9 protein-coding genes and 1 pseudogene are annotated in these 12,022 nt (G+C 64.1%); 2 read left to right on the top strand and 8 right to left on the bottom strand.

The window, feature by feature from the left end:
• Positions 1-23: 23 nt before the first annotated feature.
• Positions 24-638, top strand: coding sequence for an RBBP9/YdeN family alpha/beta hydrolase (locus ACZY0R_RS15145; protein WP_488859164.1), 615 nt, complete (start codon positions 24-26; stop codon positions 636-638).
• A 41-nt stretch (positions 639-679) separates the two neighbouring features.
• On the opposite strand, the pseudogene ACZY0R_RS15140 reads toward ACZY0R_RS15145, so the two are convergent.
• A pseudogene (locus ACZY0R_RS15140) lies at positions 680-819 on the bottom strand (NAD(P)(+) transhydrogenase (Re/Si-specific) subunit beta); the annotation flags it as partial.
• A 387-nt stretch (positions 820-1,206) separates the two neighbouring features.
• Here ACZY0R_RS15140 and ACZY0R_RS15135 point away from each other — a divergent pair.
• On the top strand, positions 1,207-2,394 hold the full coding sequence (locus tag ACZY0R_RS15135; RefSeq protein WP_488859711.1) for a porin: 1,188 nt from the start codon (positions 1,207-1,209) through the stop codon (positions 2,392-2,394).
• Here the strand turns inward: ACZY0R_RS15135 and ACZY0R_RS15130 are convergent.
• The 7 genes from ACZY0R_RS15130 to ACZY0R_RS15100 form a co-directional block, all read right to left on the bottom strand.
• Positions 2,391-2,714: a hypothetical protein gene (locus ACZY0R_RS15130; RefSeq protein WP_488859163.1), complete on the bottom strand. Its 324-nt coding sequence runs from the start codon at positions 2,712-2,714 to the stop codon at positions 2,391-2,393. The two genes, ACZY0R_RS15135 and ACZY0R_RS15130, sit on opposite strands and share 4 nt — an antisense overlap.
• 374 nt (positions 2,715-3,088) lie before the next feature.
• Entirely contained in the window at positions 3,089-4,414 is a 1,326-nt protein-coding gene (locus ACZY0R_RS15125; protein ID WP_488859162.1) for an MFS transporter, read from the bottom strand.
• 79 nt (positions 4,415-4,493) lie between these two features.
• Positions 4,494-5,468 (bottom strand): Bug family tripartite tricarboxylate transporter substrate binding protein, encoded by a 975-nt coding sequence (locus ACZY0R_RS15120; RefSeq protein WP_488859161.1) that lies wholly within the window; start codon positions 5,466-5,468, stop codon positions 4,494-4,496.
• Between the two features lie 76 nt (positions 5,469-5,544).
• Positions 5,545-6,522, bottom strand: coding sequence for a tripartite tricarboxylate transporter substrate binding protein (locus tag ACZY0R_RS15115; RefSeq protein WP_488859160.1), 978 nt, complete (start codon positions 6,520-6,522; stop codon positions 5,545-5,547).
• A 74-nt stretch (positions 6,523-6,596) separates the two neighbouring features.
• Positions 6,597-10,175 (bottom strand): indolepyruvate ferredoxin oxidoreductase family protein, encoded by a 3,579-nt coding sequence (locus tag ACZY0R_RS15110; protein WP_488859159.1) that lies wholly within the window; start codon positions 10,173-10,175, stop codon positions 6,597-6,599.
• Between the two features lie 88 nt (positions 10,176-10,263).
• Positions 10,264-11,316: an Ldh family oxidoreductase gene (locus ACZY0R_RS15105; RefSeq protein WP_488859158.1), complete on the bottom strand. Its 1,053-nt coding sequence runs from the start codon at positions 11,314-11,316 to the stop codon at positions 10,264-10,266.
• Positions 11,313-12,017: a GntR family transcriptional regulator gene (locus ACZY0R_RS15100; protein WP_488859157.1), complete on the bottom strand. Its 705-nt coding sequence runs from the start codon at positions 12,015-12,017 to the stop codon at positions 11,313-11,315. The genes ACZY0R_RS15105 and ACZY0R_RS15100 overlap by 4 nt, the downstream gene beginning before the upstream one ends.
• Positions 12,018-12,022: the final 5 nt, after the last annotated feature.

The raw sequence follows: 12,022 nt of genomic DNA, 5'->3' as shown, positions 1-12,022 counted from the left end.
TCACCAGCCGAGTAAACAACAAGATGCATCACACTGAATTACCCCCGATCGTCATCGTCCCCGGCCTGCGCGAACATGTCGCGGATCACTGGCAAACCTTGCTGGCCGACAAGTTGCGCGCCGACGGGCGCCAGGTCAGCATCGTGCCCCCGCTGGAGCACGACAAGCTTGACTGCGCCGTGCGCGTCGCTGCGCTGGAACGCACGCTGGCGAGCCTGCGTGAGCCGGCCTTGCTGGTGGCCCACAGCGCCGGCGTCATGATTACGGTGCACTGGGCGCGCCGTTCCGCGCGCGCCGTGCGCGGCGCGCTGCTGGCCGCGCCGCCCGATTTCGATCATCCGTTGCCTGAAGGCTATCCGGACGAAGATGCGCTGCGCCTGAACGGCTGGACACCCGCACCGCGCGCGGCCTTGCGCTTCCCAAGCATCGTCGCGGCCAGCCGCAACGATCCGCTTGCCCGTTTCGAGGAAGTCGCCGCGCTGGCCAGCGCCTGGGGCAGCCGCCTGGTCGACCTCGGCAACGTCGGCCACCTAAACCCCGCCGCCGGCTATGGCGAATGGTCCCGCGCCGAGTCGCTCATTCAGGAACTCTCCGAAATGACCGAACTGATTGGCCAGGATAAGCAGCGGACGGCTTGAAAGTCCAACGCCCCCTCAGGTCATGGCAGGAAGCACCGCGACGCCTGGCTGAACTCGCCGTTGATGTCTTCCATATCGAAGACCTGGTCGTAAGCCACCTCGCCTCGGCCAGTAGCACGTTCATGTGGCCAGGCATGCGGCCTGCCGCCGCGAGGATCGCGTACTTCACTGTCACACCCTCCCTACCCGCTTCCCGGTCAGTTCCTGACAAAGCGGCGATTTGCCGCCAAACGGATATCGACCTCGTGCTGTCAGCGGCAGTGCGGGGCAGGCGACTTCGATCCGGAAACTCCCTGACCCCACCAGCCCTGCGTTACCAATACGCATCGCGCGGGCCGCCTTTCCCGTCACCTTCAGCTTCCTTTGCTTCCCTTTGATAAGCCCTGACCCGCTACCGAACCCCCGGCGTCCATTTGCACCCATGTGCAGAAAATCTCGTGCTATCCGGAGAATCCCGCCCCCCTGCCATTGGGGGGCGCACGGCTTCCAATTCTTTGCATGATGACGGCGTCAGTAACAGACGTAAAAATGGATATGAGGAGGACAGGTAGTGAAATCATCTAGGAAACTGAGCAAGCTTAATCTTGCACTTATTGCTTCGGGCGCAATCTGCGCCGGCAGCGCACACGCACAGGGCAGCGTGACGCTGTATGGCGTGGCGGATATGAACGTTGAGTACGCCAACCACGTCGGCGTTGTTCCCACCGCAGCCAACAAGTTCAATGCGGGACCGTCCAACGATGTTTACCGCATGAACTCCGGCGGCCTGTCGGGCTCGCGTTGGGGCTTGCGCGGCGCGGAAGATCTCGGCAGTGGCCTGAAGTCCGTTTTCGTTCTGGAAAGCGGCTTTAACCTGGATACCGGTACATCGCAGCAAAGCGGCCGCCTGTTTGGTCGCCAGGCATACGTAGGCCTGCAGAGTGCGCAGTTTGGCCAGGTGACCTTCGGCCGTCAGTACACCTCGATGTTCGAGGGCATCGCGAACTTCGTGCCGGCAGCCTTTGCCACACAGTATGAACCGATCGTGATGCTGACCGGCGCGAACTTCCGCGAGGACAACACCGTCAAGTACTCCGGCCAGTTCGGTCCGGTGTCCGCACTGGCGCACTGGTCCTTCGGTACCGGCCTGGCGTTGCCGACGACGGTAGCCAACGGCCCGCTCCTCGGCGGTAACGGCGAAGTGCCGGGCCAGTTCCGCCGCGACACCGCCTATGGCGCGGCTCTGACCTACATTTCCGGCCCTGTCGGTGTGGCCGTTGCCTACGACCAGTTCAACCCGACCATTTCAAACCCGGCGACTGCGGCTGCCCTCGGCAGCGGCAGCTTCAAGAAGGCGACAATCGCGGGAAGCTATGCGTTCGGCGCGGCAAAGATCATGGGCGGCTACCGCTGGGGTCAGAACAAGAACCAGAATGGCAGCCTGATCGAGCGCGACGACTTCTACTGGATCGGCGCCAACTACCAGGTGACGCCGGCGCTTAGCCTGACGCTCGAATACGACTACGACCACGTCAAGAGCTTCCTTAACAGCACGTCGATCCCGAACCCGTGGCAAGTCGCTTTCATCGCCGACTACACGCTCTCCAAGCGAACTGATGTCTACCTGACCACGGCATACGCAAAGAACGCGGGCCTGGGACTGGATTCCGCGATGATCGGCTACGCCAACAGCCTTTCCCTTGGCAACAGCTACGCGCTTGCCAGCGGCCAAAGCAACATGCTCGGTGTCGCCGTAGGTATTCGCCACAAGTTCTAACGATAGCTCAACGGTATGTGACAAGGCCTTGTTTGCGCAGTGATGCGGGCAGCCCCGCCGGGACGCTCGCGTGCATCCAGCCCCACCCATGCTCTTTGTGCCGCTTCGGCGGCATTTTTTTTGGGGCTCGGTAGCAGGTGCCGCGGCACCAGGATCGGATCGCATCGAGCGCGCTCGTGCATCGGGTTCGCCTTGTGCTGGGCGCGCAGTGTGGAGAACATCATCTGCATGAAGTTGCCCGAGCAGCACAGGTCGTTCCGCGGATAGATGTATGGCTGGCCGATCCGGGTGATCTTCGAATTGCACGAAGCCGTCGACATGAAACCGGGGTCATGGGTGAACTTGCCGGTTTGTCCCGCTTGCAGATATCGATTGCGTCAGGGTCGACGGTACCCGCATAAATCGGCAGTTCTACGCTGGGGAACCATCAAAAAAGACAATAGCGCGGGCTTCATAGCGGACGGCGTCGTGTCGGTTCATTCAATGAAGCGATCGACGATGATGTCGTTCTCCAGAAGGCTGCGCCAGTGCGCTTGCATACATAAGTCGGTGGACACCTCTGCCGGCTCTGAGAAATGCATGCCGATCCAGCGCGTACATCGGACAGCGCGGCACCGGGTGCGGTAATCGGGACCGACGAAATATTCGTGGCGATCACGGTCCCGGCGCCCGCTATCGACTCAATCTGGCGTCTTCATGACAAACGCCGCCCCAGCGTCTCAGGCACCATGGCGAGTCCGATCAGCGAGACAACCCCGCAGCCAATGACATAGAGAGCTGGCGCATTGGGGTTGCCCGTGACCTGCATCAGCATGGTCGAGAACAACTGCGCGAAGCCGCCGAACAGCGCGATCGCCACGTAATAGGTCACCGACATGCCGGTTGCGCGCAGCCGCTGCGGCAGCACCTCGCTGACCAGCACCATCGTGGCAGGAGACGTCATCGCCATCGGTACGGCCAGTAGCCCAACCACGATCAGCAGGCATGTCAGGGATGGAATGCTGTTAAGGAGCGCGAAGGCCGGATAGATCATGACGAGCAGCGCCACCCGGGACCACCACACGACTTTCCGGCGCCCGACGCGATCGCAGAGCCAGCCGGACAGCGGTGCGAACACCGCCAGCACCAGCGAGGCGACGAAGCCTGCCCAGATGGCATCGCCACGCGAGATGTGCAACTGGAAGGTGGCGTAGTTGGCCAGGTAGAAGGCGATGACGTGGACCGAGGCCGCGAGGCCGATCATCAGCAGTACGCTCGCCAGCAATTCGCGCCAATGCGCCCTCAGCAACTGGCGGCCGGCGCCCTTCTTCGACGCCTTCTTCGGCTCCGGCACCAGCGTCTCCTCCAGACGGCGCCGGATGATCTGACCAATCGGAATCACCAGAATGCCAATCAGGAAGGCGACGCGCCACCCCCAGGACTCGAGCGCGGAAGGCGGCAGCGTATTACTCAGCACCAGTGCGACCAAGGCAGCGAACACAGCGGCAACACCCTGGCTGGACGCCTGCCAGCTAGTGTAGAAGCCGCGCGAGCGCTCATCCGCATACTCGAGCAGCATCGCGCTGGCGGAGCCCATCTCGCCGCCAATGGCGAAGCCCTGGATCAGGCGGGCGAGAATCATCAGCACGGGGGCAAGCACGCCAAGCTGGGCATAGGGTGGCGTCAGCACCAGAATCAGCGCGCTGAAGGCCATCAGCCACATCGAGAGCACCACCGCCGGCTTGCGGCCGACGCGGTCGGCATACGCACCGATCACCAGTCCGCCCAGTGGCCGCATCAGGTAGCCGGCCCCGAACGTGCCGAAGGACAACAGCAACTGGCCGAGCGGATTGCCGACGGGAAAATACAGGGGAACGATCAGTAGCGCGAAAAAGTTGTAGACACCCGAGTCATACAACTCCAGGGCGCCACCAATGGTAATGGCCGAAACGGCCGAAACCTTGGATAGCGGCTTGGGTGCCGTCGCGTTAGGCGTGGCGCATCGGGATGTGGCTCCCATCGCGGTTGGATCAGAGGGCATTGGTGTCTCCTGCCTTGCGGCGGTGGATCAGCGTGTACATGGCTCGCCGTCGGTAGTCGTTGCTGAGCGGATGGCAATCTCAGAGTCGAAGATTCAGTTGCCTGACCATGCTTGCCCAACTCGCCTGCTCCGCCCCGATCAGCGCGGAGAACTGCTCGGCCGTGCCGCCAGCGGGTTCAAAACCCTTGTTGGCGAGGAACGCATGCACATCCGGCATATTCAGGGCTTTCACGATCTCGCCATTGAGCCGTGCCACGATGTCCTTGGGCGTCCCCGCTGGCGCGACCACGCCATACCATTCGGTCGAATCGACGCCCGGAAATCCCGCTTCCGCCATGGTTGGCACGTCCGGCAGCAGCGCCAGGCGCCGCTTGCCGACCACCGCGAGGGCCTTGAGTTGCCCGGACTTGAGCAGTGGCTGAACCACCGGGAGGCCAGGGAACATCATCTGGATATGGCCGCCGATCATGTCCGTCAGCGCCGGCGGCGCACCCTTGTACGGCACGTGCACGATATCGATGCCGGCCTTCTGCCTGAATGCTTCGCCGAGCAGGTGCAACTGGGTTCCAGGCCCGGACGACGCGTAGCTGAGCTGCCCCGGGCGGGCCTTGGCTTGCACGACCAACTCCTTGGCCGAGTTGGCCACGGCCGGGTTCACCACCAGCACATAGTTCAGCGTGACCAGCAAGCTCACCGGCGCGAAGCTCTTGACCGTGTCAAAAGGCAGGCCGCCGTAGAGGCTCTGGTTGATGAGCATCGGGGTGGTCGCCACCAGCAGCGTATAGCCATCGGGCGCGGCCTTGGCGCCGGCTGCCGCGCCAATATTCCCGCCTGCCCCGGGCCGGTTGTCGACTATGACCTGCTGCCCGAGGCTGAGTGTCAGTTTCTCCGCAACAATCCGCGTGGCGACATCGACACTGCCTCCGGCCGGCCAGGGTACGATCATCCGGATCGGGCGGCTGGGAAAGCCGTCCTGCGCCCAGGCAGGGGACAGGCTTGCCGCTAGCGTGATGGCACACAGAGCACGCTGCGCGAGACGCGGTACGAATCTCATATGGATTCCCTGTATGTAGTTTCCATGAGGTAGCAACCCTGAAGACAATGGCTCTGCGCATCCGCGCAGGTATCCGCTAATCCAGACGCACCCCAGATTGCTTGACCACGATGGCCCACTTCTTCTGCTCCGCTGCGATGAACGTGCTGAACTGCTCGGGGGTGTTGCTGGCCGGTTCATAGCCTCTGCCGATCAACTGATCGCGGACACTTGTCATGTTCAGGGCTTTCCCGATCTCCGTGCTGAGACGAACCACGATCTCCTTCGGCGTCCCGGCAGGCGCCACCAGGCCATACCATTCGCTCGCCTCGATACCGGGAAACCCCGCTTCCGCCATGGTCGGCACATCCGGCAGCAAGGCCAGGCGCTGCTTGCTGGCGACTGCGATGGCTCTGAGCTGGCCGGATTTCATGAACGGCAGCACCGCGGGAAGGCCGTGAAACATCATCTGGATATGGCCGCCGACCATGTCGGTCAGCGCCTGCGGCCCCCCCTTGTAAGGGGCGTGGATGACGTTGATGTGGGCGGCTTCCTTGAATGACTCTCCGATCAGGTGCTGTTGGGTCCCCGGCCCTGGCGATGCATAGCTCATCCGCCCCGGCTCCGATCTGGCGCGGGCCACCAGTTCCGTCACCGATTTCGCCACCGCCGGATTCACCACCAGCACATAGGGTGAACTGGCCAGCAGGCTGAGCGGTGCAAAATCCTTGCTCGTGTCGAAGGGCAGGTTGCTGTAGAGGCTCGGGTTGATCGTCATCGGCGCGCTTGCCACCAGCAGCGTATAGCCATCCGGCGCCGCCTTTGCGCCCATGCCCGCGCCGATATTGCCGGTGGCGCCGGGCCGGTTGTCCACCAGGACCTGCTGGCCAAGGCTGATGGAGAGCTTCTCCGCAACCGTACGGGTGACGGAGTCGACGCCGCCGCCAGCCGGCCACGGTACGATGATGCGGATCGGCTTGTTTGGGTACCCACCCTGCGCCCACGCGCCGGGGACGGTAGCAGCCAGTGCTATGGCGGACAGAAGCAGGCCTGCACGGCGCAGTACGAAGTTCATCACGGTCTCCAGTCTTTATAGTGCTTTGATGATGCTCTACACACAAATTTGCCTATTGGCACGCTGCCTTTGACTCAGGCATTGGCCTTGCGCTTCGGCCTGGCTTCGCTCGGGGCGCCCTGTGCGTCACGCCACTGCGCCATCAAGCGCTCCCATCTGGCCCGCACCGCCACCAGATTGCGCGCCTTGACATGGCCATAGCCGCGGATGTCTTCCGGAAGGCGTGCGATTTCCAGTGCCAGATCGAGATTCTGCTGCGACAGCGTCGGCAGAAGCGCTTCGATGCTCTTGCGGTACTCGCCAATCAGCGCTCGCTCCACCTTGCGTTCCCCGGTGTAGCCGAACGCGTCGAACGGGGTGCCACGCAGGCCTTTCAGCTGGGCCATCACGCGGAAGGCAGTGCGCATCCACGGACCGAACGGCCGCTTGACGAGTTCGCCCTTCTCGTTCTTCCTGGCCATCAACGGCGGCGCGAGATGGTGGACCAGCTTGAAATCGCCCTCGAACATCGCGGCTACCTTCCCGATGAAGGCCGGGTCGGTATGCAGCCGCGCCACCTCGTACTCATCCTTGTAAGCCATCAGCTTGAACAGGTAGCGTGCGACCGCTTCGGTGACCTTGCTGCTGCCAAGGCGCGACTCCACCGCCTGCACCCTGGCGACAAAGTCCTCATACTGCGCGGCATAGGCGCGGTTCTGGTAGCTGACGAGGAACTCGGCGCGCTTGTCGATGAAATCGCCCAGCGATGGCTTCCTGACGAACTGAACCACCTGGGCATCGGCGGATCGCACCGGCACCTTGGCCAGATCGTGCGCGCAGTGCCGGCCCCACTCAAAGGCCGCCTTGTTGTTGTCGACCTGCACGGCGTTGAGTTCGATCGCGCGCATCAGCGCTTCACGCGACAGCGGCACCCTGCCCTTCTGCCAGGCGTAGCCGAGCAGCATCAGGTTGGAGTAGATCGACTGGCCGAGCAATTGCGTTGCCACTTGCTCGGCATCGAAGATGCCGAAATGGCCGGCCTCGACACCTTGCGCAATCGCCGCAATGGCCTGGTCGCTGTGAGATTGCCAGTCCGGATCGCGGACAAAGGCCGAAGTCGGCGTCACGTGGCTGTTGAGCACGACGAAGGTACGGCCGTGCAACATGGTCGCCAGCGTTGCCTTGCTGGCTCCGACCACCGTATCGGAGGCGATCACCAGGTCCGCCATGGCGACATCGACGCGCGTTGCGTGCAGGGCGTCGGCCTCGTTGGCAATCTGGATGTGGCTCCAGGTGGCGCCACCCATCTGCGCCATGCCGGTGGCATCCTGCGTGATCACGCTCTTGCCTTCCAGGTGAGCCGCCATGCCGAGTACCTGGCCGATGGTGACGATCCCCGTACCGCCGACGCCCGCCACCACGATGCGCTGGGCCTTGGCGGCATCCCGCAGCTTCGGCTCGGGCAGTACCGGCATATCGGAGAGCTTCGTCTTGCGCGCCGCTTCCGGCTTCTTGAGCTTGCCGCCCTCCACCGTGACGAAACTCGGGCAGAAACCCTTGACGCAGGAAAAATCCTTGTTGCAGGTGTTCTGGTTGATCTCCCGCTTGCGGCCGAACTCGGTCTCGAGCGGCTGTACCGCAACGCAGTTGCTCTCGACCGAACAATCGCCGCAGCCTTCGCAAACCAGCTCATTGATGATGACGCGCTTGTCCGGATCGACCATCGTGCCGCGCTTGCGTTCCCGCCGCTTCTTGGTGGCGCACGCCTGGTCGTAGATGATCACGGTGGCACCCTCGACTACCCGCAACTCGCGCTGCACGGCATCGAGCTCATCCCGGTGGCGTATGGTGACGCCAGGCGCCAGGTCCTTGACGACGGCATACTTCTGCGGCTCGTCGGTCACCACGACAATGCGCTTCGCCCCCTCCGACGCCAGTTCGCGCGTCATGCCCGGCACGTCCAGTTGCCCGTCGACCGGTTGCCCGCCCGTCATGGCAACGGCGCTGTTGTAGAGGATCTTGTAGGTGATATTGACGCCGGCATTGATCGATTGCCGCACCGCCAGCGATCCGGAGTGGTTGTACGTGCCGTCGCCCAGATTGGCGAACATGTGCGCGCGCTTGCTGAACGGCGCCTGCCCCATCCAGGGCACGCCCTCGCCGCCCATCTGTGTCCACGACGTGGTCGAACGGTCCATCCAGACCACCATGCCGTGGCATCCGATCCCGGCCATGGCAATCGATCCGTCCGGCACACGCGTGCTGGTGTTATGCGGGCAACCGGGACAGAACCACGGGAGACGGTCAGTGCCGCGGCTGTCGCCCTGGGGGAACTGGCGATCCTTGGCCTCGATTTGCGCCAGGCGCACGTCCATCCGCGCGGCGACATCCGGGGGCACGCCCAGTTTCTTCAGCCGGCCCGCGATGGCCTTGGCGATCAGCGCGGGGGTCAGGTCGGCCTTGGCGCGCAGCAGCCAGTTTTCCGCCGGCTTGCGGTGGCTCCATTCACCGCCGGCGCCTTCACCGTCGGCCGGCTCGTACTTGCCGATCACGGCAGGCCGCGCGTCGGCGCGATAGTGGTACAGCTCATCCTTCAACTGCTGCTCGATGATCGGGCGCTTCTCCTCGACCACGAGGATTTCGCGCAGGCCGTGCGCGAACTCGCGCACGCTCGCCGGCTCGAGCGGCCACACCACGCTCACCTTATGGAGCCGCACACCGATGGCGCGGCACAAGGCATCGTCCAGGCCAAGGTCGGCCAACGCCTGCCGGGTATCGCTGTAGGCCTTGCCGCTGGCGATGATGCCGAGACGGTCGTCCGACCCTTCAATCACATTGCGGTTGAGCCGGTTGGCGCGGATATAGGCAAGCGCCGCCGGCCACTTGATCTCCATCATCCGCGCTTCCGCCGCCAGCGGATCGTCGGGCCAGCGGATATGCAGGCCGCCCTCCGGCCTGGCAAAGTCCTCGGGCAGCAGGATGCGCACCCGGTCGGCATCGGTCACCACCGATGCGCCCGCCTCCACCACCTCCTGCACGGTCTTCATGCCGGCCCACAAGCCACTGAAACGGCTCATGGCGAAGGCGTGCACTCCCAGGTCCAGAATGTCCTGCACGCTGGCAGGAAAGAACACCGGCAGCCCGCAGGCGATAAACGTGTGGTCGCTCTGGTGCGCGAGCGTGCTGCTCTTGGACACGTGGTCGTCTCCGGCCAGTGCGATCACACCACCCAGCGGCGCCGTGCCCGCCAGATTGGCGTGCTTGAGCGCGTCGCCACTGCGGTCCACCCCCGGGCCCTTGCCGTACCAGATGCCAAAGACGCCGTCGTACTTCTTGCTCTCGGCATCGAACTCGAGTTGCTGCGAGCCCCACACCGCGGTCACGCCGAGTTCCTCGTTGACGCCGGGCTTGAAGACGACATGATTGTCCGCGAGGTGCTTCTTGGCCTGCCACAACGCCTGGTCGTATCCGCCAAGCGGAGAGCCCCGGTAACCCGAAATGAATGCGGCGGTATTGTGGCCGGCCAGTGCATCGCGTTTGCGCTGCAGCAGCGGCAGGCGCACCAGTGCCTGGACGCCGCTCATGAAAGCGCGCCCCGTGTCCAGTGCGTACTTGTCGTCGAGCGTGACGATTTCCATGGCCTTGCGTGAGGCGTCTGAGAGAGGAGCATTCATAGGACTGGTACTCGCCAATTATGTTGTGGGGAGGGCGGCCATCGCCCGCCGGGCTCGCAATGACCCGGTAAGTCTGGCGCTTCGGTGCTTATGCTGATGCTGATGCTGATGTCGGAAACCGCACGCCGAGCCGTTCGCCAAGCGCGCTTAGCTCCTGCGCGATCGCGGCGGGCAGCACAATGCCGTGCTCGCGTGCCTCGCGCTCCAGGGCGTCGCCACGATTGCCAGGCAGCCGCGCGTCATCGCCGCCCGCGCAAAGGTAGGTGTCGGTCCACTGCTTCATATAGTCGCCAAAGGGCGCCTGCCCGGCGAAGGATTCCGGCTTTACCATCCACAGGAATCCGTCCTGCATGGCGGCGGCACGGCCATGCGGGATATTGTCCGGCTCCGGTGCGTGAGACGCGGCGGTGGCCGCCAGAGCACCGGCGAGGCACTCCACCATCATGGCAATGCCGATGCCCTTGTGCCCGCCCATGGGCAGCAGTGACCCGCCCAGCGCGCGCTTTGCATCGGTGGTGGGCCGGCCGTCCGCATCCAGCGCCCACCCTTCCGGGATCGGCTTTCCCTCACGTGCCGCGAGCAGGATATGGCCACGCGCGGCCACGCTGCACGCCACATCGAATACGATCGGCGCTTGCCCCGGCAGCGGGCAACCGAACGCAATCGGGTTGTGCCCGATCGCCGCGCGCGGGAATCCCTCCATCGCGAGCGCCGGCGGCGTGCGTTGCCCGATCATGGAGAAGGCGCCGGCCTCCGCCGCCAGCAGGGCGTGGATGCCGAGCGCTCCCAGATGGCCGCACGATTGCAGCACGATCAGTACGGAAGCGCTGGTCTCCAGGGCTTCCAGTCCCAGGCGCACCGCATAAGGACCGGCGATCTGTCCCATGGCGCCATCGGCCTGCAGCACGATGCCGCCGGGGAAGGATCGATATGCCATCTCCGGCCCGGGGTTGAACTCGTTCGCCCGCAGCCGCTCCACATAAGACGCCAGGCGCGTCATGCCGTGCGTCTTGTAGCCCCGCAACTCGCTGCGTACCAGGATGGCGGCGGCTTCGGCCGCTTGCTCCGGCGGCACGCCGCAGCCTTCGAATACCCGGGTCGTCCAGTGCTCAAGCGCCTGAACATTCCAATGCGTGCTCATGAGGCCTTCTCCCGCACCACCATGAGGCGCTCTGAAAACGGGCCGGAATAGACCGTCTGGTAATACAGGGGGCGGTCACGCAGCGTATAGCCACGCAGCTCCATGACGAAGCCCGGCTGCCCGGCTTCGAGACCAAGCTCGCGGGCTGCTGCCGACGGGATTTCGTCGAATCGCACCCACTGGTCCACGCGCAGCGTCGGGAGCGCCAGGCGCTGCCCGAGCAGTTCCCGCAGATTTTTCTCGAGTTCGTCGCGTTCAACGCCGCCCAGTTGCGCGAATTCCTCCTCGCGCAGCCAGAACTCGCTGTACAGGTCGAAGCGCCCGCCCACATTGATGATGCGTTCAATGCGAACGAAGGCTTCGCCACCGAGAAACTCCGACCACGGCCCTTTGCGCTTGAGCCGCTTGACCGAGCGCGCATGGACATAGGATGGCAGCTCGTTTCCCTCGGCATCGCGAAAGCGCAGGTAGCGCACATCGGCAGGCGCGACCCTGGCGCCCGAGACGAAGGTGCCGCGGCCCTGCTCGCGGGTGATCAGTCCGGAGTTCGAAAGACGCGCCAGCGCCTTCTGAATGGTGCCCACGCTGACGCCGTGCGCCGTGGCAAGCTCGCCCTCGGAAGGCAACCTGTCGCCCTCGCGCAGCGCGCCGGATTCAATGGAACGGATAATGGCGTCGGAGACGCTGATCAGCTTTGTCATGTTGA

It is taken from the genome of Cupriavidus sp. F041 (genome assembly GCF_057814235.1).
This window is presented reverse-complemented; position numbering and strand designations above follow the sequence as displayed.